Source organism: Buttiauxella noackiae ATCC 51607, from assembly GCF_001654865.1.
Taxonomy (GTDB): domain Bacteria; phylum Pseudomonadota; class Gammaproteobacteria; order Enterobacterales; family Enterobacteriaceae; genus Buttiauxella; species Buttiauxella noackiae.
Map to the genome: position 1 here is coordinate 71,927 of NZ_LXEO01000008.1, position 25,959 is coordinate 97,885.

Sequence of the window (25,959 nt, forward strand, 5' to 3'; positions counted from 1 at the left end):
CTACTCTACAACGCCAAAATCATTGAGCAGCGTTTTCGAATTTAGCCAGCAAAGCTGCCTGTTTTGGATCTTTAGCAAAGTCGTCATAAAGCGGTTTTACTGCAGCACGGAATGGAGCTTTATCAACGCTCACGATAGTTGCACCCATTGCTTTTGCCTGGGCACGCGAATCGGCATCGACTTTTTCCCACAGTTTCTGCTGGTAGGCTTCGGAGTTTTTCGCGGCGCTAATCAAGATTTGTTGCTGCTCGGGCGAGAGTTTGGCCCAGGTTTTAGTCGAGATAACAAGGAAGTCAGGAATGGAGGTGTGTTCATCTTCAGAGAACACTTTGGCAATTTCAATATGACGAGTCTGAACCCATGACGGTACGTTATTTTCTGCGCCATCTACCACGCCTTGCTGCATGGCGGTATAGACTTCACCAAATGAAATAGGTGTTGGCGAGCCGCCCATCAGTTCAACCATTTTGAGTGTAGTGGGGCTTGCCTGGACACGAATTTTAAGCCCTTTTAAATCTTCAGGTTTGGTAATAGGTTTTTTTGCATAGAAACTACGAGTGCCTGCAACATAAGCGGAAATAGCAAAGAAACCTTTATCTTTTGTTGAATCCATAATTTCTTTACCTACTTCACCAAATACCACGCGGTTAAAATGGGCCTGGTCTTTAAATAAGTAAGGTAAATTATAAATAGCGTAAGTATTGTCGAAAGATTCTAAATCACTGGCAGAACCTTTGGTCATATTCAGTGCGCCATTTTGCAAAAGTTCCAGGGTTTCTCTGGCACTTCCCATCTGGCTGCTCGGATAAATACGAATACGCATATTACCGTCGGAAAGTTGTTGTACCTCTTTGGCAAGTTCTTCAAAAGCCTGGTGTACCACATGGCTGCGTTCCAGGTTGTGAGCCAGTTTTAAGGTTATCTTATCTGCAGCATTTGCGCCTGTAGCACACAGTGTGATGAGTGAAGCGCAAAGTAATTGGCGAGGTAGAGTGAAAAGATTCATGGATTTTGCTCCCTGCAAAATGTTAAGAAACGAGTAGAGTCAAACATTGCTGTATAACAGCTTATGATATTTGTCCGATAACCATAATGTTCCTACCTCACATTTTTTATTTAACCGGGGCGGCTTTATTGTTTTTTGTGTCCTCGCTCACTTTATTTTTTTATTTTAGAAGTGATTTCAATTTCACAAGCGAATTTACATGATTATTAGAGGTGGAAATGGAAGGAATAATCGATTGAATAGCTCGGAATTACTACGTTTATTAATTGTGGAAATAATTACAATTTATAAGAAATAATAAAATAACGGTCTCCAAAAAGGAAACCGTTATCATTGATACCCCGGGAGTCAACCTGTTGGGGCTATTTATAAATAGTTGCGCTACCAAACATTTTGTTTTGACCGCTAGCTGAGTTAACAACAAAGCCTTTTGCCCCTTCTTCTTTCGCTTTTTCTCCAAGCTTGGTTTGTAGATCGTCAAGATTGCTTGCACCGGTGACAGTGACTGTTCCTGCGGGGCGGAGTTGACCGGTGTTTCCCGCAGACAATTCCTGGGCTGCCATGGTTGCGAATGGTAATGCCGCAAGGGTGACAACCGCAGAAAAATACAGAAATTTTTTCATAATCACATCCTCATCGCTTTTGGGGGCCGATTAAAAAACCATCAGCACTAAAAGTGTAGGTGTTATGTGATAAACAATAGCCGCAAAAAACTGATGGACTTGTGCTTATTTTTTGAACGACAAAACTTGACGAAATACTTACAGATCAGTGAGATACAGGCTTATGATTTTGCTGATTTTATCGTGCGTCAGGGCGAATCATATCGAAGCGGTAAGTCTCATCTATCGTGTAATAAGCTGATGGCCCGCCCGCTCGCAGTACCGGTTTTGCCAGCGCCGTCTGGTAAATGCCATCTTTTAGCAGTGATTCATCAATATGAACCGCGACCACTTCACCTAGCACCAGCCAAGTATCAATCGCCGTACCGTCGGCAGCCGTGAGCTGAATGCACTGCGACAAACGGCATTCAAAGTTGACCGGGCTTTCCGCAACGAGGCTTGCTTTGACTTTACGCCCTGTAACGGCGGTTAACCCTGCGCGGAGAAACTCATCTTCACCGTGCGGTATTGAGGCTGAAGTTTCATTCATCTGTTCAGCCAGTTCACGGGTGGTGAGATTCCAGACGAACTCTTTAGTCTCAACAATGTTGCGTACGCTGTCTTTCCAGCCGCTACTGGCGAAACCGATAATCGGTGGGCGATAATTAAAACAGTTAAAGAAACTGTAGGGTGCCAGATTGCGTGCCCCCTGCTGGTTATATGAAGCAATCCAGCCAATAGGGCGTGGGCCGATAATGGCGTTAAGCGGATCATGTGGCAAACCGTGCCCATCGGCAGGTTCGTAGTAATAGCGTTTAGACATAGCGCACCTTATGTTGATTTATCTCAGGCGAAAATCACGCGGCGTATTTACCCCGCAGGGTTCACAGAGTATCTTACGCGCCCACACAAGGAGAAGCCGCAATGAAAACCCCTGACACCACTAAACCGGGTCTGCACCCTCGCAACCGCCATCGTAACCGTTATGATTTCCCTGCTCTGACGCAAAGCAGCCCGGAATTGAGCGCATTTTTACGACCTGGCCCGCATGGCGATACCACGGTTGATTTTGCCGATCCTATGGCGGTGAAAGCGCTGAATAGGGCGCTGCTTGCGCACTTCTATGGCGTAAAAGAGTGGAGTATTCCAGACGGTTTTCTTTGCCCACCGGTACCGGGCCGTGCTGATTACATTCACCATCTGGCCGATTTATTGGCTGAAGGTAACGGCGGTGTGGTGCCATCTCAGGCTTCGGTGTTGGATGTAGGCGTTGGTGCGAACTGTATTTATCCACTGATTGGCCAGCACGAATACGGCTGGCGCTTTACCGGCACCGATGTGGACCCTGAAGCAATGCGCAGCGCCACGGCGATTATCGATGCTAATCCAGGGCTCTCTCGTCTGATTCGGCTGCGTCGTCAGAAAACGCCAACCGCGATTCTGCCTGGTGTGATTCATAAAAATGAGATGTTTGATGCCACACTTTGCAACCCTCCGTTCCACGACTCTGCACAGGCTGCGCGCAGCGGTAGTGAACGTAAACGCGTAAACCTCGGCCAGGATAAAAATGGTGCGTTGAACTTTGGTGGTCGTGAACAAGAGTTGTGGTGTGAAGGTGGCGAAGTTGCCTTTGTCACTCAGATGGTTAATGAAAGCAAAGAGTTTGGCCGTCAGGTGCAATGGTTTACCTCATTAGTTTCTCGTGGTGAGAATTTGCCTCTGATTTACCGCGCATTGCAGGAAGCTGGCGTTGAGAAAGTCGTGAAGAAAGAGATGGCCCAGGGTCAGAAGCAGAGCCGCTTCATCGCCTGGACCTTTATGAATGACGCACAACTCGCTCGTTGGGCCGCTACGCGTTACAAATAGTCAGATAGTGGGATTGGCAGGTGGCAGTGCCCCCGCTGCTGCCTGTGACTCCTGAAGCGCCTGAGTGGTATCGCTGCCGGGCTGCATAACCTGCACGGTTTGTACCGGCGGGCGAATCCCCGCCGCGTCAAAGTGTTTCTTCACCATCCCATCTAATGCAAATCGCACCGACCACTGTTTTAAAGGTTGGGTGGTGAATGATACGCGCACGGTAAAGGCCTGGTTGGTTAGGCCGACAATCCCGGCAAACGACGGCTCACCAATCACTAGCTTGCGAATATCATCCTGTTCCATCAGTTCATCTACAGCCTCTCTCAGAATACGATTGGCCTTATCAACATCCTCCTGCCGATCCACGTCGTAATTGGCGACAAACGAACCAATGCCTCGTACAAAGTTGGCAAAGGTAGTGATCGATGACCACGGAATGATGTGATAAGCACCGGTATCCTGGCGCACGCCTACTGAACGAATGGACATGCGTTCAACGGAACCGGTAATTGGTCCGATGGTGACTAAATCACCGGTATTCATTCCATTTTCAAACTGAATAAAGACGCCGGTAATAATATCTTTCACCAGGGTTTGCGCGCCGAAACTAATGGCTAAACCCAGTGCGCCAGCCCCAGCCAGTAATGGGGCGATATTCACTCCAATTTCTGAAAGCAAAATCATGATAGTGATGGTGCTGATAACTACCGCCAGAGCGTTGCGGAACAGTGTCAGCAGAGTGCGGGTACGGGCACTGGGCAGCGGGCGACCGTGAATATCTGATGCCAGGCGGTTTTCAATCAGACTTGCCAGCAAAGTCCAGCCTACGGCTGAGAACAGCAGAATTAACACGATGCGGATAATAATATCGATAGTTTTCTCACCGGCATCGTTGGAAATCCACGCCCACATATCAAACAGCCCCCAGGCGTTTAATAGCAGCATTACTGCCACGCATACTGTCATAATTCGCGCCAGTTTCAGAGCGGCGGAGATCCAGCCATTAAGGCGTTTTTGCAGTTCAGGATAGTTGCGCTGTACCTGCTGTGAAAGGGTGATGGTTTTCGCAAGCCAGCGCGACAGCATGCCCGAGATAAATGCCGCGATGCCAATAATCGCCAGGCTATGCACAGACGCCGCCATCATCCATTTCAGACTGTTTCCCGGATCGAAGAGCGAAAAGAAAAACAACACTACGAAATAGATGCTCGCCAGCCAGTGCCAGACCAGTGCAAAAGCACGAATAAACAGGCTGAAAAACGCCATTGAGCGATCGGCTAATTGAATCAGACTTTGTTGAATCTGGCGTTTGTTATGGAAAATCAGATACAGAGCCCAAAGGGTGATGCAGAGCATAATCACCACATTGACAATCGCGCCCACCTGCACGTTTACCTGATTAGAAATAATTGGTACTGCAACCAAAATACCGTAACCAATCAAGCTACTTAGCCCCGCAAGGCGGAGGTTCCAGTAGTGCGCACTTTGATCGGGCACCGGAAATGGGCGTAGGTCAGGAAATCGAGGGCAGAAAATTAAACGCAGGATGGCTTTGAAGAATTCAATCAGCGCGAAGGCATTCAGAAATAGCCCTTGCTGGCGAGCGATAGTGCGGTTGCCTGAGTTCATTATGTCGCTAAAGATCTGCCCGACGAAAATGGTTAATGCCAGCAATAACAAATCAATGATAAACGCACCGATAATCATCATCGGCAGATGAAACCAACTCGATCGGTCGCGATTCTTTTTACGCCCCCACTTGCCCATACGTGCCCAGATGGGCGTCATGCAGGCGCGGATCACCAGGTAGAAGGCAAAAACGCTTACGACGAGCATCGTAAAATGCGTCAGTGCATTATAAAAAGTTTGTTGATTGAAGGCCTTGTGTGGAGCACCGGTAATATTGCGGTGCAGTTGGGCAAAACGCTGGGCCAGCTCACCGCCGTAGTGGCGGCTTACATCGGTCACATTTTCGAGAACCGTTTTGTCTTCACTTAATTGTTCTGGCGGAACGATAGCAGGCACCGGTTCAGGCGGCGGTGTGGCGGCCACTTTGCGCAATTGCCCAATCAGTTCATCACGCGACTGCGAGTTATCAAGCACATCGGCCAGGGCACTATAGGCCTTCTTTTTTTCTTCGAGATTGGGTTCTGCGGGCGGAGTGGTCGTATTCTGTTGGGCAGATGCGGCAACTGCCGCAGCCGGTAGAGTGACGGCCTGCGTTTGAAAGCTAAACATGCACAGCAGTAGCAAGAGTAGCGGCACGGCGTTCCTCCGAACTGAAAAGTCAGACAAAGGAATAAGTATAGAGCGCGGGTGTTTGTGGTTGGGAAAACAGGAATTATCTGGAGGGTTGCCTCTCAGCCCGGCCCTCTCCTGAGGGAGAGGGGTAGGGTGAGAGTAATACTCAGGAAACGTGTTGCAAGAATTCCTGCAAGCGCTGGCTTGGTGGGTTATCAATCAGCTCTTGCGGATTGCCATCCTCAGCGATGCGGCCTTTATCAATGAAGATCAGGCGCGAGGCAACTTTGGCGGCAAATCCCACTTCGTGAGTCACAATAACCATCGTCATACCTTCTTCAGCCAGATCCTGCATAACCTTCAGCACTTCATGGCGAAGTTCAGGGTCAAGGGCTGAGGTTGGCTCATCGAACAGCATCATTTTTGGCTTAACCGCCAGCGCGCGAGCAATCGCTACACGTTGCTGCTGGCCACCGGAAAGCTCTGATGGGTAGTGATGCGCACGCTCAGCAAGGCCCACTTTTGCCAGCAACTCTTTCGCCAGTTTATCGGCGGTATCTTTGCTTAAGCCACGTACCCGAATCGGGCCAAAGGCGACGTTTTCAAGCGCAGTCAGGTGTGGGAACAGGTAGAACTGTTGAAACACCATTCCCGCTTCCTGACGGATCAGGCGCTCATCAACTTTCGGATCGTTGACCTTCAGCCCATCAACAAACAGGTCACCGCTGGTAATGTCTTCAAGTTTGTTGATGCAACGCAGCAGTGTAGATTTACCGGAGCCAGACGGCCCGATAATGACGACCACTTCACCTTGTTTGATGTTGAGATCGATATTGTGCAGCACCTGGGTTTTACCAAAGTGCTTAGAGACATTTTTAAATTCAATCATAGGATTTTCATCCTTCTTTCAAGGCGACGAAGCACGAAGCTCAGCACCAAAGTAATAATCAGATAGAAGACCGCAACGGCGCTCCAGATCTCCAGCGCACGGAAGTTCCCTGCAATGATTTCTTGCCCTTGACGGGTCAGCTCAGCCACACCAATAACGATGAACAGCGAGGTATCTTTAATGCTGATAATCCACTGGTTACCCAATGGCGGCAGCATACGGCGCAGCGCCAGCGGCATAATCACATGGCGAATGGTTTCACGTTTAGACAGGCCGAGGGCCAAACCCGCTTCCTGAAAACCTTTATGAATCGACAGCACCGCACCACGGGTAATTTCCGCAATATAAGCACCGGAGTTGATCATAATGGTGACGACGGCGGCGCTGAACGGATCAATGCGCAGGTCAGGGATCGCCATTGGCAAAGCGAAGTAAATAAACATCACCTGTACGACAATCGGCGTACCGCGAATCACTTCAATAAATACCAATGCGATGTGGTTGGCAATCCAGCCGCCGTAAGTACGGGCGAAACCGGCGACCAGACCAATTATCAGACCGCCAAACAACCCGATGACCGAAATCAGCAAAGTCATTTTGGCGCCTTCAATCAAAAGCGGGATTGCAGGCCAAATGGCACTCCAGTCGAACTCCATGATTTTATTCCTATTAAGTACCGTGGTTCAAAAATAGCAGGGGCGAAAATGGTCGCCCCTGAGTCACTCATAAAACTTTAGAATTATTATTTTGGCTCAGTGCCGAACCATTTTTTGTAGATTTCGTTGTACTTGCCGTTCTCTTTCAACGTTTTCAGTGCGCCGTTCACTTTCACGCGCAGATCATCGCTACCTTTAGGGAAGGCGATACCGTATTGCTGTGCTTCCAGAGAGTCACCAACAGCTTTGAACTTGCCCTGACCTGCAGTTTTGATGAAATACAGGATGTTTGGTGTGTCGTGCAGAACTGCATCAGCACGGTTGGTGCCCAGTTCCATGTATGCGTTGTCGATGTTCGGGAACTGACGCAGGTCTTTAGTTTTGATGTTGGCTTTCGCGTAATCAACAGAACCGGTGCCGCTCTTAACCGCAACCACTTTACCGTCGAGATCTTTCACGCTTTTTACTGAGTCGTTGTCAGCTTTAACCATCACTAACAGACCACTTTTGTAATAGCCGTCAGAGAATTCGATCGCTTTTTTACGTTCTTCGGTGATGGTGATACCCGCCAGTGCCAGGTCAATGTTTTTAGTTTGCAGCGCAGGAATGATGCCGCTGAAATCCATTGGCTTGAGGGTGTAATCCAGTTTTAATTCTTTTGCTACGGCATCCCATAAATCGATATCAAAACCGACGTATTTGTCGCCTTGTTTAAATTCGAAAGGAACGAATGCGGTGTCGGTCGCAACGACCAGTTTCTTATCAGCGGCGTGGGAAGAAACCGCAAAAGCCAGGGTCAGTGCAGCCAGTGAAACTTTCAAAATCGACTTCATAGCATTTCCTTGTTTATCCATGGGGCAGTCCCCTGCATCAGTAAGCCGCAACATGGAAAAATCATGCCAGGTTTTCAACCTACTGTTTTGCAAGGATGTGAATATGTAACATTGCACAATATTGGTTGCAAGCGGGTTGCTATGCACTGTTATGGTGCCCAGTTATGGTGCGTGGTGTATTGCAAGAGGGCGAAGTGTAGTTTTACCGCATATTAAGGCGGCAAAACAATCGTCTGTTAACGATTGTGTGAAGTGATTATTACAAATGAGTAACTTATGCGGCAGGGATAAACAATTTCATGCGCTAAAATAGTGCAACTATCCTCCCTAAAAAGGGAGGATGAAGTAACAAATTGCTAGCAATTATTCGATATTTGACTCGATAAACCACAGGAACTTATCAAGGTCTCGAGAAGCAGCAGTCAGGATATCGGCGGTATCTTCGTCCTTCGCTTCGCTGATTGCCTTACGCACATCGTTTGCCACAATTGCGTAACGGTCCGCCAACTCTTTCAGGTGATCTTGCACGTTGTGAATATCCAACGGATAGCTTTTCAGCGGAGTTTTGCTGTTAATGACCTGTGTGGTACCCAGTGCAACGCCACCGAGCTGAACAGCGCGTTCTGCCATGGTATCAAGGTGGTCTGTCAGTGCTGTACGGAAGCCGTCGAGCATTTCATGAACGGCAATAAAGTTTGCGCCACGCATGTTCCAGTGCGCTTGCTTGGTAATTAACGACAAATCAATGAACTGAATGACCTGGCGATTAAGCAGCTCAACGGTAGCTTTCTTTTCGCTGTCTGCAACATCATTACGGGTATGCAGTAGGTTGGTAGATTTGGTTTTTACCAGTTTAGCGGTAGTCATAATCTTTCGTCCTCTTGATGTTATGTCCAATGAATTACCGGAAATAAGTATAGCACCGGATTTAGCATGTGACGGAGTAGATAAAACCTATCAGATAAATAGCAGGTTCAAGATGGATTTTAGTAACTAATTGTTAGTAATGGATTTTAAATTTATTATTGTGAGGCATGACGGAAATAAACAAAGCGTGGTTATTGAATGGGAATAATTTCTGTTTGTATCTAAGAATAAGTCTAAATATAAATACTTGATCGTGGGAGAATATTTACCGTGGTCACAATAACCACGGTAAATAATATGGGGAATTAATTTACGTCAACGCTGGTAATCTGAGCTTCGCGTTTGATTGTGAGAGTTGAACCGATGGAAGCTGCAATAATTGACAGTAATGCCAGCCATTGCACAAGTGTCAGATGCTCACCGAGGAACAACATACCCGACAAAGCTGCAAGCCCTGGTTCCATGCTCATTAACGTACCAAAGGTGCGTGTAGGTAAACGAGTCAGGGCGATCATTTCCAGCGAGTAGGGCAATGCTGTTGATAAAATTGCCACACCCAAGCCCAGTGGTATCAATGACCAATGCCAGAGCGCTTCACCTGCCTGCCATGCCCCAATAGGGACAAAAATCACTGCAGCAATTAGCGAGCCGAAAGCTACTGTTGCCGGGCCATGGTCGGCTCCCGCTTTTTGGCCAAATAGAATGTAAATTGCCCAACAGCCACCCGCACCCAATGCGAAGGCGGCACCGGCTAAATCGACACTCGAAATCGACTGACCCAGCGGCAATAGGAACCACAAACCGAGTACCGCCAGAATGACCCAGACAAAATCAACGGCACGGCGCGATGCAAACAACGCTACGGCAAGCGGGCCGGTGAACTCCAGGGCGACGGCGATACCCAAGGGAACAGTCTGAATCGACAAATAGAACAGGTAGTTCATTCCACCTAAAGCCAGACCGTACATCAGCAAGGGGAAACGTTGCTCTGCTTTAAATCGCAAACGCCATGGTTTGAAAATCACAACCAAAATTAGTGTACCCAACGCCAAACGCAGTGCTGTCACCCCTGGAGCACCCACTAACGGGAACAACGATTTCGCAAGTGAAGCGCCACTTTGAATTGAGGTCATAGCAATTAAAAGAACGACAATGGGTAACCAAACTGGGGTTTTACGTGGCGATAGCGGCATCCTGCTTCCTGTCAGTCAGTGTCTAATTCGGTCAAGAAAATAAAAGTAACCCCAGTGTAAATGAATAAGTTATGGCTGGTTGAGAATTCATTGAAAAAAATAATTTGCTGATGCAGTACCATAACGGCCTGAATGCATAATTTTTGTTCAGATAAGTTTAAGAATTATCTGGATGACGATGTTGTGATTCATGCCAATAATTAGCGCGCTTTTGGTTAAAAGCGCTGCAAATTGAAGGGACTACGATGTAATGGAAATGTTCTGTTACAGGAAAGGAATCGTTAGACAACGTAAATGTCGCAGAGTTTCTTACACAATTTTGATATATTAAAAACTTAGAAGTTACTTGAAGCACATTTGAGGTGGATTATGAAAAAAATTGCATGTCTTTCAGCACTGGCTTGTGTTCTGGCTGTTTCCGTTGGTACCGCATCTGCAGCAACTAGCACCGTAACTGGTGGCTACGCACAGAGCGATATGCAGGGCGTTGCTAACAAAGCTGGCGGTTTTAACCTGAAATACCGTTATGAAAACGACACCCCACTGGGTTACATCGGTTCTTTCACTTACACCGAGAAAAACCGCAGTGAAGATGGCGTTTATGACAAAGCACAATACTACGGCATCACTGCTGGTCCTGCTTTCCGCATCAACGACTGGGCAAGCATCTACGGTGTAGTCGGTGTTGGTTACGGTAAAAACCAGGCAACTGATGTTTCAGATAAAGCATCTTCTAGCGACTACGGTTTCTCCTACGGCGCAGGTATGCAGTTTAACCCAATGGAAAACGTTGCTCTGGACGTTTCCTACGAGCAGAGCCGCATCCGTAACGTTGATGTTGGCACCTGGATCGCAGGCGTGGGTTACCGCTTCTAATTTCACTTTAACCAGTGAAAATAAAAATCCGCCCATAGTGGCGGATTTTTTTTGCTTCAATAATGTGGAATGTCGCTAACGCTAATCCCAATTTTGAAGGCTGAACATTGAGTCATCAGCGAGTCTTAGTTTCAAACACATCCGTCTGCAAATGAGTATAGTCCACCTTCTTAAGCTTAAAGTTGGTGATGTAGACAGGCCCCGCATTCTGCTCAGAAATGAATTTGTACTTCGGCGTTAGCTCTTTGGTTTTTATCCCAGTCCATGCCGAGAAGAAATTCAGGAAATCGTTCGCTGAACGCCGCGCCTTTATCTGGCGATGTTCTTTATCATCACTTGATAGCACCATAAATGGTACCTGGAAGTTTTGCTGGAACTCATCATCATGCGCCAGATATTGCACCTTGGTGCCGCGTTCTTTAATGGCAAGACCGTGATCGGAGAAGTAAACCATCGAGAAACTGTCACCACTATTTTGCAGCTGTTGATAGAGCTGTTTTAGCAAGTCATCGGTTTGCGTCATGCTGTAGATATAACAAGAGGTTTCTTTCGACTGAATGAAATCTTTATATTTACCTTGAGTGCGGTCGCAAGCCTGGGGATGAGAACCCATCAAATGCAACACAATCAATTGCGGAGTAGTGCGTGGGGTAGCAAATACTTGTGCCGTCATTTTAAGCAGTGCTTCGTCACGGGTATTTTTATCCGCTTCAAAATCTCCACTCTTCAGGAACTGTACTTCATCAGCGCGCTTGGCGATGCTGGCAATGGCCGTATCGTATTCACCAATTTGCCCCTGGTTTGAGAACCACCAGGTCTGGAAACCAGCGCGGTTTGCCAGCGTAATAATGTTGTCCTGATATTGCGGTTTGCCATCAATGACACGGTTAAGCGTCATGCCCAGCGATTTCTGTGTTGAACCACTGGCCGACACATAATCCATGAAGATATTCCCCTTCACCTGGCTTGCAAACGGCGTGTTATCCCAATGGCCACCAAATGCACCTAATGCATCGCGGCGCGCGCTTTCACCAATGACCACAACATAAGTGTGATACTTCGGTTTTACCGCCAGCACATTCCAGGTGTCCTTCATTTGTGAGAAGGCCTGCATGCGGGTTTGTTCGTCAATGACTTCCTGGTTGTTAACCACCACATCTTTAACAAAGCGGAACACTGGATAACCAGAGTCTTTGATTTTAAATACACCACCGTAAGCCAGGTTCTGTACTGGCGCGACAAAGAAGCAGACCACGCTTATCACCAGACATAAACTGTCGAAATGGCACCATGCTCTTTTTTTCGGCGTAACTTTGCGACGCACGGCGATAACACCGAGCACCAGAATAAATAACGACACCAAATAGCTATACCACGGGAAGATAGTCATCAATTCCGTGGATTCTTCAAAGTTGGTCGAATGCAGGGCAAGCAGAGTATTAAAGTTCGGCGAGCCGTAGGCCTGGCCAAAAGGGAAATACATTGCAGCAATCAGGCTGCAAATCGCCAGCAAACCTTTTTGTAATTTGGGTGCGCTGCGCCACAGCAGCATTAATACGCAACTAAATGCCACGGCATAGAGAATGCTAAATTCATAACCGAGTGCGAAGTTAATCAGTAATGACTGCAGGAAATAAAAGCCAGTCCACGGATTGAGCGCAATTGCGCGGGTCGTCAGGGTATCTTTAACCGTTAAATTCATGTTTATCGAGATCTACTAAACGCCATGCGAAAACCCTGGCGACGAGGGTAAGAACCTGCCTGACAGACGGAAAAGAAAGGAAACTGGACCGCATCTACGGGCCGCTTCATGTTCAGGGCTGCAAGAAGATAGAGCGGTACGATAAGAAGATCAACTGATAAGCGAAATGTGTTTTGCGAAGCAGGTAACAAATCCGACAAATGCCAGGGTTAATGCTCGAAAACGCGAGATTTTCATTGATTCTATTTAAATGAAGAATTACAAACAGGCGAAAGAAATTATTCAGAGAGACTGAAGGAGAAGAAGGCAGGGCGACTGCCTATGACTTCGGTTTTTCGCCCTGCTGTGGTTTCCCGGAAACCCAATCACACAACATATTGAGCAGCATCAGCCGCACTTGAAACGGGGAATGTGTAAACACGCTCATACACCTCTTAAATTCGTTCATTTTTTCCTCCTCTTAACATCTGCTGCCCTTAGATCCTTTAAAGGCTGACTGCATTACATACAGATATAGCATAGGCTATATTGTATAGCTATTGCTAATTCGTTAAATTTTTGTGCTTACGTGATGCTGGTTTACAATGGGGCCAAATGTCGTCATTGGACGATGCCGTGCCACTGTTAGAGGAAGCATCATGAGCCGTACTCCGGGCCAAAAAAACAAACAGAAAGTGATGCCGTTGGTAAATGTTGAAGAGCATGTAGAAGGCTTCAGGCAGGTGCGGGAAGCGCATCGCCGTGAGTTAATTGATGATTATGTTGAGCTGATTTCTGATTTGATTCGCGAGGTCGGCGAAGTCCGCCAGGTTGATATGGCCGCGCGTCTTGGTGTCTCCCAACCAACAGTTGCAAAAATGTTAAAAAGGCTGGCCTCGGTTGGGCTTATTGAACAAATTCCGTGGCGCGGTGTGTTTCTGACTCCGGAAGGGGAGAAACTGGCGCAAATGAGTCGTGAACGTCATCAGATCGTCGAAAACTTTTTCCTCGCACTGGGTATTAGTGCAGAAACTGCAAGGATTGACGCCGAAGGTGTTGAGCACCACGTTAGTGAAGAGACGCTGGAAGCATTTCGCCTGTTTAGTGAGAAGCGAGGATTCACGCAGTAATGTTGCTCAATCTGGTTCGCCCGTTTGCTCGCGATCGTTTTCTTCATCTATTGCTGCTTGTCGGTCTGGCGTTGAGTTTTGTTGCGCCATTTCAGCCGAAGCGTTGGGTCCATGCTATCGATTGGCACACCATCATTACGCTCGCAGGTTTAATGATGTTAACCAAAGGCGTGGAACTGAGCGGTTATTTCGATGTGCTGGGCCGTCGCATGGTGAAGCGTTTTGATAACGAACGAACCCTGGCGATGTTTTTGGTCAGCGCAGCGGCTCTGCTTTCTACGTTTCTGACCAACGATGTCGCGCTGTTTATTATTGTTCCGTTGACCATTACGCTGAAGAAACTATGTGCGATACCGATTAGTCGGCTCATCATATTTGAAGCCCTGGCGGTGAATGCCGGGTCGCTGCTCACACCAATTGGAAACCCGCAGAATATTTTGCTGTGGGGGCGGTCGGGTTTATCGTTTGGCGAATTCACCTGGCAAATGGCTCCGCTGGCGCTGGCGCTAACGGCCAGTTTGCTTGTGTTGTGCTGGTTCTGCTTCCCCAATAAAAAGCTTATCTATCAGACTCACGATAAACGCCATGAGTGGCAGCCGCGATTAGTGCTGAGCTGCGTGGCACTTTACGTTGTATTTATTGTTTCATTGGAGTTAAAGCAGGAGGTCTGGGGGCTGGCCCTGGTGGCGGTGGGGTTTTTGTTATTGGCGCACCGGGTGCTGCTGAGTATCGACTGGAGTTTGCTGCTGGTGTTTATGGTGATGTTTATCGACGTTTACCTGATAACGCAGCTACCGGTGTTACAGCATGCACTGGCGGGGATTAATCAGCTTTCAAACGGCGGGTTGTTTGCACTGGGCATTGGTTTATCGCAATTCATTAGCAATGTTCCATCGACTATTTTACTGCTCAATTATATTCCAGCCTCGGCGTTGCTCGCTTTTGCGGTAAACATTGGCGGTTTTGGTCTGCTGCCGGGGTCGCTGGCAAATCTGATAGCTCTGCGCATGGCTAACGATCGACGTATCTGGATACGCTTTCACTACTATTCATTGCCGATGCTGTTGTGGGCGGCTGTGGTAGGTTACGGTCTGCTGGTGCTGCTAAAACAACTGTAGAATGAAAAAGGAGAGGGGCTTTACCGCCCCTCGCTTTGTATCACGCGTTAAACGGTGCTTCTTTCTTCAAAACTTTTTCAATCACATCCAGCACACCTTGCTGGTTGCAATGCCCGGCCTGATAAGACGCGATTTGTTTGATTTTTTCAGGGGCATTTGCCATTGCAAAACCATATTTGGCCTGGCGCAGCATTTCTATATCGTTACCACCATCACCAAAGGTCACAACTTCACTGTCATCAATACCCCATTTTTCCTGCAATATCCGCAAACCGTTGGCTTTATGAATGCCAGGAAGAATCAGGTCAATTGAGCCGTGACCGCTGGTGACCGGGACCATAACACCGTCGAGAATTTCTGACAGGGAAGTCATAGTGTCATCTAACAGGCTGTCTGGCAGATTCAACGCGAACTTGAAGAAAATATCGTCCAGATTCGAGAAATTTTCTACCAGCTCCAGGCGGTGATAGTAGCTACGCGCCATAGTGATAAAGGCGTCGTCATAGCTTTTCAGGGTATAGCCGTTACGCTTGCCACAGGCGATGATATCCACATGTGGCAGTGTCAGCAGGTGATCAATAACCGTGTTGAATTGCTGCTTTGTTAGCTCGCCATTGAAGGTGTCTTTTTCTTCACTCACTACCCAACCGCCATTATCGGCAACGAACGAGATCTCGTGGGCAATCTCCGGGAAAAATGAAATGAGTTGGAAATATTGGTTACCACTGGCGACCACAAAACGAATCCCTTGCTCTTTCATCTGTGCATAAAGTTCTGCAAAGCGTGCACGGTTGTACTCTTTGTTATCGTTAAGGAACGTACCATCCATGTCGACGGCAATTAATTTCACACTCATCGAACTCTCCCTTCAAGCGAGTCAGTAACAAGGTCTGTAGGTTTTGCGACGGCTTTCGCGATTAGCGCTGCGACAACCATCAAACTTAATACCACTAACATGGCAAGGCGCAGGCCGTAATGTTCACCGAGGAAGCCAAGCAGAGGTGGCCCTACCAGGAATGCAATATAACCCGATGCAGCAACCACACTTACGCGAGTCGCCGGATCTGGGCCAGTATCGCCTGCGGCCGAAATGGTTAATGGGAAACCGAGCGAGGTGCCCAATCCCCACAAAATGACAGAAATACCCGCCACAAAGGCGTTATCAACAAAGATGATTAGACCAATACCCAAAATGCCCATCAACGCGCAGGCACGCACTACCGTGACGCGACTATAACGGTCAATAAACCAGCCGCCTGTAAAGCGCCCAACTGTCATGCCCAGAGTAAAGCCGACATATATCATCGAGCCAGATGTTGGGTTAAAACCATGGCCATCAACCATCAAAAGCGGCAGCCAGTCATTCGCGGAGCCTTCGGCAAACGCCATCGCCAGCACAATAGTGCCGATTAATATCAACTGGAGATCTTTATAAAAGGGTGGGTGAGGCTCGTGTGGGTTTTCTGCATCTGCCCCTTTGTCGCTCTTACCTACTCCATGCGGAATGGCAGTAATAGCAATAACAATTGGTGTAATGACGAGGAGGCCAATCACTAATAAGTGCCCATAAGCGCTGAAATTGAAGGCGGTTAAACTCATACCGATACCCGCACCTACAAGGGTGCCGAGGCTATAGAAACCATGCATCATCGGTAGCACGGTCTTTTTCAGCAACCCTTCAACAATGGCACCTTCGACGTTCATCGCCACTTCCGAAGACCCAAGCCCGGCACCCAAAATGGCCAGGCCCAGCGCGAATAAAACGGGTGAAGAAAGGAATAGTGCAACGCCCATTACCAACATGCCGGTTACCATTAATGTCATCCCACTGCGGATGATATTGCGCGTACCAAAACGCTTGACCAGCCAGCCGGAGCATAAAATTCCGCTCATCGAGCCCACCGACAGCCCAAACAGCACAATCCCCATACCCGCTGTCGAAACACTTAACGTGTCACGAATGGCTGGAGTACGAGTAGCCCAGGAGGCCATAACCAGGCCCGGCAGAAAGAAGAAGGCGAACAGCGCCCAGGTGCGAAGTTGAGTGGCTTTGCGGTTAGGAATGACGGCTGACATGGATATACCGGTTGGCGGTGAATACAAATTACACTAGCAAGTTTGTGTACATTTGTACATATTGCCTGGTAAACTCTTTTAGTCAGTTATAAGTGAGCGAAACAGATGAGCAAAGCCCCAAGGCGCAACGATCCAGACCGGCGAGAGCGTATTTTGCAAGCCACGCTGGATATGCTGGTAGAACACGGGATTAGCCATATTACCCACCGTAAAATTGCCGATGCGGCGGACGTTTCGTTAGGGTCAATGACCTATTATTTCGATGGTATAGAATCGCTACTGAGCGAAGCGTTCACGCAGTTTGCATATCAGATGTCAGACGATTACCGCGCCCGTATGGAAAAAGCGCGTGATCGTGACGAAGCCTGTGAGGCGATAGTCGAGATGATTTGCGGGGAGAAAATCGCCACATCGTACAATATGCAAGTGATGTATCAGCTTTACGCTTACGCCAACCGCAACCCAGCGCTAAAAATCATCATGCAGGACTGGATGTGCCGTAGCCAACAAGTATTGGAAGCCTTCTTTGACCCGATTACCGCGCGCGCGTTGGATGCTTTTATCGAAGGTATGACGCTACATTATGTGACCGACAGGAATCCGTTAAGTCGTGAAGACCTCAGAAGAATGCTGGCGAAAATTGTAGGCTAAGGTTTGAATTTAAACCCGTTATATCGTTGTTGTACCCGCAGTCATGTTGACCACCGTTGCCGTCATTGCACCTGCATGATCTGACGCCAGAAATGCCATAAGTTCGGCTACTTGTGAAAGCGTTGGCAGGCGTTTCAACATGGTGCTTTGCGCCGCACCCCCCACCCACTGCTCCACGGTTAACCCCATTGCTTGCGCCTTAGAAGCGAACACTTCATTAGTGTAGGAACCGGCCTGAACAGCGCCGACAAGCGCATGTGAACGCACGCAGATAACGCGAATGTTTTTGGGAGCAAGTTCGCAGGCGAGAGCTTTAACAAATGCTTCAATACCCGCGCAGCCGACAATATGGCCGGAGTGACCCGGAATCGCCATTACGCCTGCAGGAGCGACAACCGTCAGGATGGTTCCCGCGCGTTCACCGCCCATATATGGAGCGACAGCTTTTGAAATATTGAATTGCGCGGTGAGGAACGGGTCAAATCCCTGCCTGAACTCTGCCAGGGATAATTCAATAACACTCTTTCCCTGGTCATGCACAAAACCGGTAGTGTTTATCACCACATCAAAGCCACCGGTCTGCTGGGCCAACTGCGCAGTTCGCTCAATTGTGGACTGTTCATCGAGTACGTCGATATTGAATGTTTCGACGCTTCCTCCCGCTACGCGGATATCATCAGCAACCCGGTCCAGTTTTTCCTGGTTACGCGCACCAAGAAATATATGCGCACCTTCGCGCGCCATCACATGCGCCACAGCGCCGCCGATGGCACCGCTACCACCGAAGATTACAGCTACTTTGTCTTTAAGTAACATTGGGTATTCCTCTTCACCAAACCGCACTACTCAAAATTATGGACGATGTACAGATATTGGTTCAGGTGATGGCGTGTTGGTTTTAGGAGGGGTATTTAACTTTCTGATTTAACAGAGAACTCAAATTTCAGGCAATAAAAAACCCATCAACCTTGAACCAAAGAGGCGGGGTTGATGGGCTCCACAAATTGGGGACATCAAAGAAAAGCAGTGGCACTAATTAAGACTTTGCCCCGGGCAAAAAGTTCGCACTGTCATAAAAAAATGTTTTTTCTTTGTCTGCGGCACCGATCACAAACCGGGCCATATTATTACGATAAGCGTCCCCGCCAGTGTTAACAACACGTTAGCGATAGCGTAAGTCCCGGCGTATCCAAGGGCCGGAATGTTGCTGCGTGCAGTGTCGCTGATGATTTCCATCGCTGGTGCGCAGGTACGTGCACCCATCATTGCCCCAAATAGCAATGCGCGGTTCATACGTAAAACATATGCACCAAACAGGAAGCAGATAACGACGGGCACCAGGCTTACGATAAGTCCAGCAATCAACATTTGCCCGCCAACGGCACCTAAGCCGTTGCCAATGCCGCTACCGGCGCTTAGTCCGACGCCAGCCATAAATACCATCAGGCCGAATTCTTTCACCATATTCAGTGCCCCTTGCGGGATATAGCCGAAAGTAGGATGGTTGGCTCGCAGGAAGCCCAGCATGATACCGGCGAACAGCAGGCCAGCGGCGTTGCCGACGCCAAAACTGAACGAGCTGAACTGGAAGGTGATCATGCCGATCATCAGGCCAATGATGAAGAAGGCGCAGAAGGCGAGCAGGTCGGTAATCTGGCTGTGAATCGAAATAAAGCCGATACGCTCTGCCACCGTTTTCACGCGGCGGGCATCACCGCTCACCTGCAAAACGTCGCCTTTGTTGAGTACGATGTTGTCATCAATAGGCATTTCGATCTGGCTGCGGATAACACGGTTCAGGAAGCAGCCGTGGTCGGTCAGCTTTAATTGCCCCAGGCGGCGGCCCACGGCGTTGTGGTTTTTCACCACGATTTCTTCGGTCACGATGCGCATGTCCAGCAGATCGCGGTCGAACACTTCTTTGCCGTTACGGAAGCTGGGATCAAGACGTGAATGTGCATCCGGGTAGCCCACCAGGGCGATTTCATCACCCTTTTGCAGCACAGCGTCACCATCCGGGTTTGCCAGAATGCCGTTGCGGCGGATACGTTCGATGTAGCAACCGGTCTGGCGATAAATGCCCAGCTCACGCAGGTTTTTACCATCAGCCCAGGCGACCAACTCAGAACCTACGCGATAGGCGCGAATGACAGGAAGGTAGACTTTACGTGCGGCATCGGTGTCCAAGCCACGTTCGCGGGCGATTTGTTGCGCGCTGGTTTGCAAATCCTGGTGCTGAAGTTTTGGCAAATAACGTGCGCCAACAATCAGGCTGACCAGACCAATAAGATAGGTTAGTGCGTAGCCAAGGCTCAGGTTATCGAGCGAGGTGGCTAATTGGGCGCCGGCGGCTCCCGAATGTCGCAAGGTATCACCTGCACCGACCAACACTGGTGTTGAGGTCATTGAGCCTGCGAGCATCCCCGCCGTGAGGCCAATATCCCAGCCAAAGAGTTTCCCCAATCCTAAGGCAAGCAACATAGCGCTTCCCACCATCACCAGCGCCAGCATCAAATAATTCTTGCCATCGCGGAAGAAAATTGAAAAAAAGTTTGGCCCAGCTTCCACGCCGACACAAAAAATGAACAACATAAAACCCAGATTTAGGGCATCTGTGTTAATGGAAAAATGTTGTTGGCCGAGCAATAAAGAGACTACTAAAACACCAATGGAATTACCCAGTTGGACTGGTCCGAGGCGTAATTTACCCAGGCATAAACCTAAGGTCAGAACAACAAATAATAACAGGATGTAATTCCCGCTTAACAAATCTGCGACGTTTATATTCACGAAGGATAACTTCTTGTTTACTAGTAACTTGTTGAAAGAAATGGTTTTTTGCGTTAGGGTTTCTACTAATTACGACGCAATTTAATGTATTTTTATTGCATTAAAATATCCAGTGCGCAGACCTGATAATAGCCGTTAGTTTAATCTTTATGAAGTTTTACGGCTAGTAAGAATATTGTGCTAATTACACTATCTATTTTTTTAGCAGGGATTGCTGAGACTCTATCTGACTGGGGCAAGGTTCTGCGTGCGGAACTGAAAATTTAAGTTTGATACAAGCGATCGTCAGGAGGATGTGTGTTCATGCGTGGACAACGTTGGTTTGGAGTCATTTGCTGCTTCGTGTTGTTTGTTGGCGTATTTCTCTCGCAGAAACTAAGTGCTGCCAGCAGCTACCCGGGTGACAGGCATTCGGAGTGGGGGTTGTTATTTTTTATCCTGCCGGGTGTCATCGCTAGCGTGTTTTCACGCCATGGCCGAGTGATCAAACCGCTGATGGGCGCCGTGCTGGCTTCACCATTTTGTCTGTTAATCATTCATTTTTGGTTGTCGCCAACGCGAACGTTCTGGCAAGAAATGGCGTGGATGTTTAGTGCTGTGTTTTGGTGTGCTCTTGGAGCATTGTGCTACTTATTTGTACGTAGTGTGCTCCGCCGTCAGCGGCGATAAAAAAACCGGCTCGGTTTAAATAACGGAGCCGGTTTTTTTAGTTTGAGGTTTATTCCGCGTTCTGGAATAAGCTCAGATGTTCTTTAGCGTACGCTTCAAAATCAGTGCAACCGCCAATGTGTTTCTGGTCGAGGAAAATCTGCGGTACGGTTTCAACTGGTTTACCAACCGTTTTTTCCAGATCGGCTTTGCTGATACCTTCAGCATGAATATCAACATAACGGAAGTTGAAGTCATCACGCTCAGCGGTCAATTTCTCAGCCAACTCTTTAGCACGAACACAATATGGGCAGCCTGGGCGACCAAAGATTACTGCAAACATGGAATCTCCTTTATTTTTTGTGGCCGAACGAGCCGGCGAATGGCAACTATAATGCCGCTAACTGTTGAGAATGGAAAGAAGGTCTTGCCTGTTAGTCTGATATTCCTGGCCTATATTACGCGGACAGAACCGCCGATAACCAGGATATACTAAGCCGATAATTACTTCTGGAGACAAGTGGATGCGTTCACTCGGTGCGTTACCGAAACCTGTGTTAATCCTCGAAGTTATCGGTATCGCTTTTTTACTGCTCTCATATCTTTCCCTGAACGGCTACGTGACTTTACCCGCACCCTTTGGGAATGCCACTGCAGCTATCATCATGGTATTTTTAGGCATTGCGCTGATGCTCCCGGCGGCTGCATTTATGGTTTGGGCGATGGCTCAAAACGTTGCGCCGCTGCTGACCAAAGGCCAGGCCCCACTCGATAAATCTCATTCAGACAAGCCAAAGGATAAACGCGATGACGCCGACCATTGATCTGCTGCGTTCACACCGTTCCATTCGTCGTTTCACCGACGAGCCGATTACAGACGAGCAGCGTGCAGCAATTGTTGCCAGCGCCCAGGCGGCCTCGAGTTCTAGCTTTTTACAATGCACGTCGATTATTCGTATTACCGATAAGGCTTTGCGTGAGCAGCTGGTTCCGTTGACGGGTGGTCAGCAGCATGTGGCGCAAGCGGCCGAGTTTTGGGTATTTTGCGCTGACTTTAACCGCCATTTGCAGATTTGCCCTGAAGCACAACTCGGCCTGGCAGAGCAGTTGTTGCTTGGCGTTGTGGATACGGCAATGCTTGCGCAAAATGCGTTTACCGCGGCCGAGTCATTGGGGTTAGGCGGTGTTTACATTGGTGGTATTCGTAACGGTATTGAAGCGGTAACAGAATTACTGGCTTTGCCAAAACACGTTCTGCCGTTGTTTGGTTTGTGTCTGGGCTGGCCTGATGAAGATCACGGTATCAAACCGCGTATGCCCGCCGCGATGCTGATGCATGAGAACAGCTATCAACCAGTAAATGAAAATGTTCTGGCTCAGTACGATGAGGAGATGGCGCAGTATTATCTCTCGCGTGACAGCAACACGCGCCGCGACACATGGAGCGACCATATTCGTCGCACCATCATTAAAGAAAACCGTCCTTTCATTCTCGATTATTTGCATAAGCAAGGTTGGGCAGTGAGATAGAACGGCTTGCGGTGATGCTCGTCACCGCCAATCAATACATTTTCACTATCAATCACCCGCCTAAACGGTATTGGTTGAAGGTACTTATCAGTCGGTATAACAGTTCCAGGATTTTAACTCTGTTATTTCGACCTTCTGATAAGGAACTCCCGATGCCGATGACAACACTTGATAATTCCCCGTTTTACGCCGCAGACATTATTCGTTCACGTATTAACGGGCTTGTGCCACGCGTGGCTTTTATTCTGGGGTCTGGGCTCGGTGAACTGGCTGAGAAAATCGAACAACCGGTTGTGTTTCCCTATGATGAACTGCCTGGTTTCCCGGTAAGCACGGTACACGGCCATGCGGGTGAGCTGGTGGTTGGAACGCTTGCGGGCATACCCGTTGCTTGCATGAAGGGTCGCGGTCACTTCTACGAAGGGCGCGGTATGTCAGTGATGACTAACGCTATTCGTACATTCAAACTACTTGGTTGCGAAATTCTTTTCTCAACTAATGCCGCTGGTTCATTACGCCCTGAAGTCGGCCCTGGTCAACTGGTGGCGCTGAACGACCATATCAACACCATGCCTGGCACGCCGATGGTTGGCCCGAACGATGACCGTTTTGGTGAGCGCTTTTTCTCGCTGGCGAATGCTTATGACGCGGATTACCGTGGTGTTTTGCAAAGCGTGGCAAAAGAGCAGGGCTTCCCGCTGACTGAGGGCGTGTTTGTTTCTTACCCTGGTCCGAACTTTGAAACAGCAGCAGAAATTCGCATGATGCAAATTATCGGTGGTGATGTGGTGGGTATGTCAGTGGTGCCTGAGGTGATCAGTGCGCGCCATTGCGGCCTGAAAGTTGTTGCTGTTTCGGCAATTACTAACCTTGCTGAAGGCCTTGGAAGTGTGCAGCTCTCCCACGCGCAAACACTGGCTGCAGCGGCACTATCGCGCCAGAACTTTATCAATCTGATTTGCGGTTTCCTGGGCAAGCTTGCCTAAGGCACTTCCAACACACCGGGTAAAACACATGGCTATTAACACTATGGCGATTAAACCTCGCTTGAAAATCATGTTGTTTTTGCAGTACTTCATTTGGGGAGCCTGGCTGGTCACGCTGGGTTCATACATGATTAATACCCTCGGATTCCGAGGGGCTGATGTTGGTATGGTGTATAGCACCAAGGGTATTGCTGCGCTATTAATGCCGGGGATTGTCGGCATTATTGCCGATAAATGGCTGCCTGCGAATCGTGTCTATGCTCTGTGCCACCTGGTGTGTGCGCTAATGCTGGCCTGGGCGGCCAGCATTAATCAGCCAGGATTAATGTTCTGGGTTATGTTGGGCAACGCGATGGCGTTTATGCCAACAATCGCACTGTCGAATACTATTTCTTATGCCAGCCTCGAAAAAGCAGGGCTGGATACTGTCAGCCATTTCCCACCGATCCGCGTCTTCGGCACTATTGGTTTTATTGCGGCAATGTGGACAGTGAGCCTGATGCGATTTGAACTTAGCAATACTCAGCTTTATATCGCAGCTGGAGCGTCATTAGCGCTGGCCCTCTACTCACTAACTTTGCCAACCATTCCCGTGGTGAAAGGTGGGATCTCTCGTACTTGGGTAAGCCGCCTGGGGCTTGATGCTTTTGTGTTGTTCAAGAATCCGCGCATGGCTGTTTTCTTCTTATTCGCCATGTTGTTAGGTGCGGTATTACAGATAACCAATACCTTTGGTAACCCATTTTTGCATGATTTTTCCCGCCAACCTGAGTTTGCAAATAGCTTTGTCGTGCAGTATCCATCGATTTTGTTATCTGTTTCTCAGATGTCTGAAGTGGCATTTATCCTCACCATTCCGTTCTTCCTGCGCCGCTTTGGTATTAAGCAGGTGATGTTGATGAGTATGGTGGCCTGGGTGCTGCGTTTTGCACTGTTTGCCTGGGGTGACCCGTCAGCGTTTGGTTTTGTATTACTGCTGCTTTCCATGGTGGTGTACGGCTGTGCATTCGATTTCTTCAATATCTCTGGTTCTGTGTTTGTAGAACAAGAAGTGGATTCTCGTATTCGTGCCAGCGCTCAGGGGCTGTTTATGACGATGGTCAACGGAATTGGTGCCTACCTCGGCGCAATTCTCAGCGGATATGTCGTGGACTACTTCAGCGTTGATGGCGTTAAAGACTGGACCACAATTTGGTTGGTGTTTGCCGGATATGCGTTAGTGCTGGCGGTTATCTTCCACTTTAGTTTCCAGTATCGCCACAACCCAACACTCAAGGCTTCGGCACCGGTCGCACATTAACAGTCGGCTGGATTACAGCGAGCAGCAGGAGTGATAACGTATGGGGCTGCCAGCAAAGGGAGCCCCATGACTATTTCACAGCGAACTTACCGCACCGATTTAAAACTTCTGCGTTATTTCCAGGCCGTGGCGGAAGAGCTGCATTTTGGCAAAGCTGCTGCACGGCTCAATATGTCTCAGCCACCACTGAGTTTTCATATCAAAGAGCTGGAATCACAGCTCGGCACCGTTTTGTTTATACGCCATTCTCGCAGCGTGGCCCTGACTCACGCAGGGGAAATCTTGCTTGAGGAGACCCGACGATTGCTCGACAGCGCAAACCTTGCATTGGCCCGGGTAGAACAAATTGGCCGTGGTGAAGGTGGGCGCATTCATCTGGGCATTGTTGGTACAGCGATTTGGGGTGGATTACGTCTTGGATTACAACAGTTTATCGCTGATTTTCCTGCCATTGATATCCTGTTTCGCGAGAAGTCGCCGGGCGATCAGATCTCCTTAATTGAGCGTCACGAAATTGACGCAGGTATCTGGCGCATGGAAACCAATCCTCCCCCGGGTCTACGAAGTGAAAAACTACATGAGGCTACGTTCCTCGTTGCTTTGCCAGAAAAACATCCGCTGACGAAACAATCTGCTATTGATATTGAGCAGTTACGCCACGAAGCCTTTGTCACCATGACAGCCGTGCATTCCGACTGGACCTTTTTGCAAGGCGTTTGCCGTGAAGCGGGATTTTCGCCGCGAATAGTCAGAGAAGCGGTTGAGCCGCAAACCGTACTGGCGCTGGTGAGTATCGGTATGGGGCTGACTATCATGGCCGATAGTTATGCGCAGATGAGTTGGCCGGGTGTCACCTTCCGTCCGCTGACAAAAGCGATCCCGGCAGATCTTTATGTGGTGTACGATCCGCATCATCTGGCATCTACGACGCGTCACTTAATCGACGTGTTAAAGCAGTCGCCAGACACATTGCCCGTTCGTTGAAACCAGATGGCAGTGATATGATAGTTGCGCTGTCATTATTGGACT

The 25,959-nt window shown here is 48.6% G+C and carries 27 protein-coding genes; 11 read left to right on the forward strand and 16 right to left on the reverse strand.

Annotated features, from left to right (window positions below; all coding sequences use genetic code 11):
* Positions 1–19 precede the first annotated feature (19 nt).
* The 3 genes from M979_RS02665 to M979_RS02675 all read right to left on the reverse strand — a co-directional run bounded on the left by M979_RS02665 (position 20) and on the right by M979_RS02675 (position 2,431).
* Positions 20–1,006 (reverse strand): TRAP transporter substrate-binding protein, encoded by a 987-nt coding sequence (locus M979_RS02665; protein ID WP_064553587.1) that lies wholly within the window; start codon positions 1,004–1,006, stop codon positions 20–22.
* A 362-nt stretch (positions 1,007–1,368) separates the two neighbouring features.
* On the reverse strand, positions 1,369–1,629 hold the full coding sequence (gene mcbA / locus M979_RS02670) for a DUF1471 family periplasmic protein McbA (protein ID WP_034456479.1): 261 nt from the start codon (positions 1,627–1,629) through the stop codon (positions 1,369–1,371).
* Positions 1,630–1,807: 178 nt separating this feature from the next.
* Positions 1,808–2,431, reverse strand: coding sequence for a flavin reductase family protein (locus tag M979_RS02675; protein ID WP_064553589.1), 624 nt, complete (start codon positions 2,429–2,431; stop codon positions 1,808–1,810).
* 101 nt (positions 2,432–2,532) lie between these two features.
* Between M979_RS02675 and rlmF the strand changes: the two genes are divergently transcribed.
* Positions 2,533–3,474, forward strand: coding sequence for a 23S rRNA (adenine(1618)-N(6))-methyltransferase RlmF (gene rlmF / locus M979_RS02680; RefSeq protein WP_064553591.1), 942 nt, complete (start codon positions 2,533–2,535; stop codon positions 3,472–3,474).
* On the opposite strand, the gene ybiO is transcribed toward rlmF, so the two are convergent.
* The 6 genes from ybiO to rhtA form a co-directional block, all read right to left on the reverse strand.
* Complete coding sequence (gene ybiO / locus M979_RS02685; RefSeq protein ID WP_064553593.1) at positions 3,475–5,730, reverse strand: mechanosensitive channel protein; 2,256 nt, start codon at positions 5,728–5,730, stop codon at positions 3,475–3,477.
* A gap of 142 nt (positions 5,731–5,872) precedes the next feature.
* Entirely contained in the window at positions 5,873–6,595 is a 723-nt protein-coding gene (gene glnQ / locus M979_RS02690; RefSeq protein WP_064553595.1) for a glutamine ABC transporter ATP-binding protein GlnQ, read from the reverse strand.
* Entirely contained in the window at positions 6,592–7,251 is a 660-nt protein-coding gene (gene glnP, locus M979_RS02695) for a glutamine ABC transporter permease GlnP (RefSeq protein WP_034456474.1), read from the reverse strand. The genes glnQ and glnP overlap by 4 nt, the downstream gene beginning before the upstream one ends.
* A gap of 86 nt (positions 7,252–7,337) precedes the next feature.
* On the reverse strand, positions 7,338–8,084 hold the full coding sequence (glnH, locus tag M979_RS02700; protein WP_034457213.1) for a glutamine ABC transporter substrate-binding protein GlnH: 747 nt from the start codon (positions 8,082–8,084) through the stop codon (positions 7,338–7,340).
* A gap of 363 nt (positions 8,085–8,447) precedes the next feature.
* Positions 8,448–8,951, reverse strand: coding sequence for a DNA starvation/stationary phase protection protein Dps (gene dps / locus M979_RS02705; RefSeq protein WP_034456473.1), 504 nt, complete (start codon positions 8,949–8,951; stop codon positions 8,448–8,450).
* Positions 8,952–9,256: 305 nt separating this feature from the next.
* On the reverse strand, positions 9,257–10,144 hold the full coding sequence (gene rhtA / locus M979_RS02710; RefSeq protein ID WP_034456472.1) for a threonine/homoserine exporter RhtA: 888 nt from the start codon (positions 10,142–10,144) through the stop codon (positions 9,257–9,259).
* A gap of 369 nt (positions 10,145–10,513) precedes the next feature.
* On the opposite strand from rhtA, the gene ompX reads away from it, so the two are divergent.
* Entirely contained in the window at positions 10,514–11,020 is a 507-nt protein-coding gene (gene ompX / locus M979_RS02715) for an outer membrane protein OmpX (protein WP_034456471.1), read from the forward strand.
* A 115-nt stretch (positions 11,021–11,135) separates the two neighbouring features.
* Here the strand turns inward: ompX and M979_RS02720 are convergent, their stop codons facing one another.
* Positions 11,136–12,722: a phosphoethanolamine transferase family protein gene (locus M979_RS02720; RefSeq protein ID WP_064553597.1), complete on the reverse strand. Its 1,587-nt coding sequence runs from the start codon at positions 12,720–12,722 to the stop codon at positions 11,136–11,138.
* 319 nt (positions 12,723–13,041) lie between these two features.
* Positions 13,042–13,170, reverse strand: a complete 129-nt coding sequence (mntS, locus tag M979_RS02725; RefSeq protein ID WP_034456469.1) for a manganase accumulation protein MntS — start codon at positions 13,168–13,170, stop codon at positions 13,042–13,044.
* 190 nt (positions 13,171–13,360) lie between these two features.
* Between mntS and mntR the strand changes: the two genes are divergently transcribed.
* Complete coding sequence (mntR, locus tag M979_RS02730) at positions 13,361–13,831, forward strand: manganese-binding transcriptional regulator MntR (RefSeq protein WP_064553599.1); 471 nt, start codon at positions 13,361–13,363, stop codon at positions 13,829–13,831.
* Positions 13,831–14,949, forward strand: coding sequence for an SLC13 family permease (locus M979_RS02735; RefSeq protein ID WP_064553601.1), 1,119 nt, complete (start codon positions 13,831–13,833; stop codon positions 14,947–14,949). The genes mntR and M979_RS02735 overlap by 1 nt, the downstream gene beginning before the upstream one ends.
* Before the next feature lie 40 nt (positions 14,950–14,989).
* Here M979_RS02735 and M979_RS02740 read toward each other — a convergent pair whose 3' ends face one another.
* Together M979_RS02740 and M979_RS02745 are read right to left on the reverse strand one after the other, a co-directional pair.
* Positions 14,990–15,805 (reverse strand): Cof-type HAD-IIB family hydrolase, encoded by an 816-nt coding sequence (locus M979_RS02740; RefSeq protein ID WP_064553603.1) that lies wholly within the window; start codon positions 15,803–15,805, stop codon positions 14,990–14,992.
* Positions 15,802–17,025: an MFS transporter gene (locus tag M979_RS02745; protein ID WP_064553605.1), complete on the reverse strand. Its 1,224-nt coding sequence runs from the start codon at positions 17,023–17,025 to the stop codon at positions 15,802–15,804. Before M979_RS02745 ends, M979_RS02740 begins: the two co-directional genes overlap by 4 nt.
* Before the next feature lie 105 nt (positions 17,026–17,130).
* On the opposite strand from M979_RS02745, the gene M979_RS02750 reads away from it, so the two are divergent.
* Positions 17,131–17,676 (forward strand): TetR/AcrR family transcriptional regulator, encoded by a 546-nt coding sequence (locus tag M979_RS02750; protein WP_064553607.1) that lies wholly within the window; start codon positions 17,131–17,133, stop codon positions 17,674–17,676.
* Between the two features lie 18 nt (positions 17,677–17,694).
* Here M979_RS02750 and M979_RS02755 read toward each other — a convergent pair whose 3' ends face one another.
* Together M979_RS02755 and M979_RS02760 are read right to left on the reverse strand one after the other, a co-directional pair.
* Positions 17,695–18,492 (reverse strand): SDR family NAD(P)-dependent oxidoreductase, encoded by a 798-nt coding sequence (locus tag M979_RS02755; protein WP_064553609.1) that lies wholly within the window; start codon positions 18,490–18,492, stop codon positions 17,695–17,697.
* A gap of 291 nt (positions 18,493–18,783) precedes the next feature.
* Positions 18,784–20,466 (reverse strand): aspartate:alanine antiporter, encoded by a 1,683-nt coding sequence (locus M979_RS02760; protein ID WP_034456462.1) that lies wholly within the window; start codon positions 20,464–20,466, stop codon positions 18,784–18,786.
* Positions 20,467–20,769: 303 nt separating this feature from the next.
* On the opposite strand from M979_RS02760, the gene M979_RS02765 reads away from it, so the two are divergent.
* Positions 20,770–21,135, forward strand: coding sequence for an inner membrane protein YbjM (locus tag M979_RS02765; RefSeq protein ID WP_034456461.1), 366 nt, complete (start codon positions 20,770–20,772; stop codon positions 21,133–21,135).
* 49 nt (positions 21,136–21,184) lie between these two features.
* On the opposite strand, the gene M979_RS02770 is transcribed toward M979_RS02765, so the two are convergent.
* The gene (locus M979_RS02770) at positions 21,185–21,457 is read right to left on the reverse strand and encodes a GrxA family glutaredoxin (protein WP_034456459.1); all 273 of its coding nucleotides are present in this window, start codon (positions 21,455–21,457) and stop codon (positions 21,185–21,187) included.
* A 181-nt stretch (positions 21,458–21,638) separates the two neighbouring features.
* Between M979_RS02770 and M979_RS02775 the strand changes: the two genes are divergently transcribed.
* From M979_RS02775 to M979_RS02795, 5 genes are all read left to right on the forward strand, one after another.
* Positions 21,639–21,938 carry a YbjC family protein gene (locus tag M979_RS02775; RefSeq protein WP_034456457.1) on the forward strand — a complete coding sequence of 100 codons (300 nt, stop codon included), beginning with the start codon at positions 21,639–21,641 and terminating at the stop codon, positions 21,936–21,938.
* On the forward strand, positions 21,922–22,644 hold the full coding sequence (gene nfsA, locus M979_RS02780; protein WP_064553611.1) for an oxygen-insensitive NADPH nitroreductase: 723 nt from the start codon (positions 21,922–21,924) through the stop codon (positions 22,642–22,644). Before M979_RS02775 ends, nfsA begins: the two co-directional genes overlap by 17 nt.
* A gap of 152 nt (positions 22,645–22,796) precedes the next feature.
* Complete coding sequence (xapA, locus tag M979_RS02785; RefSeq protein WP_064553613.1) at positions 22,797–23,630, forward strand: xanthosine phosphorylase; 834 nt, start codon at positions 22,797–22,799, stop codon at positions 23,628–23,630.
* A 43-nt stretch (positions 23,631–23,673) separates the two neighbouring features.
* Complete coding sequence (locus tag M979_RS02790; RefSeq protein ID WP_064553770.1) at positions 23,674–24,930, forward strand: nucleoside permease; 1,257 nt, start codon at positions 23,674–23,676, stop codon at positions 24,928–24,930.
* Positions 24,931–24,996: 66 nt separating this feature from the next.
* Positions 24,997–25,914, forward strand: a complete 918-nt coding sequence (locus M979_RS02795) for a LysR family transcriptional regulator (RefSeq protein ID WP_034456451.1) — start codon at positions 24,997–24,999, stop codon at positions 25,912–25,914.
* Positions 25,915–25,959 lie beyond the last annotated feature (45 nt).

What these genes read in the sequence shown, in the direction of transcription:
- M979_RS02755 (WP_064553609.1), bottom strand. Translation starts at nt 18,492, where the DNA reads ATGTTACTTAAAGACAAAGTAGCTGTAATCTTCGGTGGTAGCGGTGCC.
- dps (WP_034456473.1), bottom strand. Translation starts at nt 8,951, where the DNA reads ATGACTACCGCTAAACTGGTAAAAACCAAATCTACCAACCTACTGCAT.
- M979_RS02750 (WP_064553607.1), top strand. Translation starts at nt 17,131, where the DNA reads ATGAGCAAAGCCCCAAGGCGCAACGATCCAGACCGGCGAGAGCGTATT.
- M979_RS02740 (WP_064553603.1), bottom strand. Translation starts at nt 15,805, where the DNA reads ATGAGTGTGAAATTAATTGCCGTCGACATGGATGGTACGTTCCTTAAC.
- M979_RS02795 (WP_034456451.1), top strand. Translation starts at nt 24,997, where the DNA reads ATGACTATTTCACAGCGAACTTACCGCACCGATTTAAAACTTCTGCGT.
- M979_RS02720 (WP_064553597.1), bottom strand. Translation starts at nt 12,722, where the DNA reads ATGAATTTAACGGTTAAAGATACCCTGACGACCCGCGCAATTGCGCTC.
- M979_RS02770 (WP_034456459.1), bottom strand. Translation starts at nt 21,457, where the DNA reads ATGTTTGCAGTAATCTTTGGTCGCCCAGGCTGCCCATATTGTGTTCGT.
- M979_RS02745 (WP_064553605.1), bottom strand. Translation starts at nt 17,025, where the DNA reads ATGTCAGCCGTCATTCCTAACCGCAAAGCCACTCAACTTCGCACCTGG.
- rlmF (WP_064553591.1), top strand. Translation starts at nt 2,533, where the DNA reads ATGAAAACCCCTGACACCACTAAACCGGGTCTGCACCCTCGCAACCGC.
- nfsA (WP_064553611.1), top strand. Translation starts at nt 21,922, where the DNA reads ATGACGCCGACCATTGATCTGCTGCGTTCACACCGTTCCATTCGTCGT.
- xapA (WP_064553613.1), top strand. Translation starts at nt 22,797, where the DNA reads ATGCCGATGACAACACTTGATAATTCCCCGTTTTACGCCGCAGACATT.
- rhtA (WP_034456472.1), bottom strand. Translation starts at nt 10,144, where the DNA reads ATGCCGCTATCGCCACGTAAAACCCCAGTTTGGTTACCCATTGTCGTT.
- mntR (WP_064553599.1), top strand. Translation starts at nt 13,361, where the DNA reads ATGAGCCGTACTCCGGGCCAAAAAAACAAACAGAAAGTGATGCCGTTG.
- M979_RS02735 (WP_064553601.1), top strand. Translation starts at nt 13,831, where the DNA reads ATGTTGCTCAATCTGGTTCGCCCGTTTGCTCGCGATCGTTTTCTTCAT.
- glnH (WP_034457213.1), bottom strand. Translation starts at nt 8,084, where the DNA reads ATGAAGTCGATTTTGAAAGTTTCACTGGCTGCACTGACCCTGGCTTTT.
- M979_RS02765 (WP_034456461.1), top strand. Translation starts at nt 20,770, where the DNA reads ATGCGTGGACAACGTTGGTTTGGAGTCATTTGCTGCTTCGTGTTGTTT.
- glnQ (WP_064553595.1), bottom strand. Translation starts at nt 6,595, where the DNA reads ATGATTGAATTTAAAAATGTCTCTAAGCACTTTGGTAAAACCCAGGTG.
- mntS (WP_034456469.1), bottom strand. Translation starts at nt 13,170, where the DNA reads ATGAACGAATTTAAGAGGTGTATGAGCGTGTTTACACATTCCCCGTTT.
- M979_RS02665 (WP_064553587.1), bottom strand. Translation starts at nt 1,006, where the DNA reads ATGAATCTTTTCACTCTACCTCGCCAATTACTTTGCGCTTCACTCATC.
- M979_RS02790 (WP_064553770.1), top strand. Translation starts at nt 23,674, where the DNA reads ATGGCGATTAAACCTCGCTTGAAAATCATGTTGTTTTTGCAGTACTTC.
- M979_RS02675 (WP_064553589.1), bottom strand. Translation starts at nt 2,431, where the DNA reads ATGTCTAAACGCTATTACTACGAACCTGCCGATGGGCACGGTTTGCCA.
- ompX (WP_034456471.1), top strand. Translation starts at nt 10,514, where the DNA reads ATGAAAAAAATTGCATGTCTTTCAGCACTGGCTTGTGTTCTGGCTGTT.
- M979_RS02775 (WP_034456457.1), top strand. Translation starts at nt 21,639, where the DNA reads ATGCGTTCACTCGGTGCGTTACCGAAACCTGTGTTAATCCTCGAAGTT.
- mcbA (WP_034456479.1), bottom strand. Translation starts at nt 1,629, where the DNA reads ATGAAAAAATTTCTGTATTTTTCTGCGGTTGTCACCCTTGCGGCATTA.
- glnP (WP_034456474.1), bottom strand. Translation starts at nt 7,251, where the DNA reads ATGGAGTTCGACTGGAGTGCCATTTGGCCTGCAATCCCGCTTTTGATT.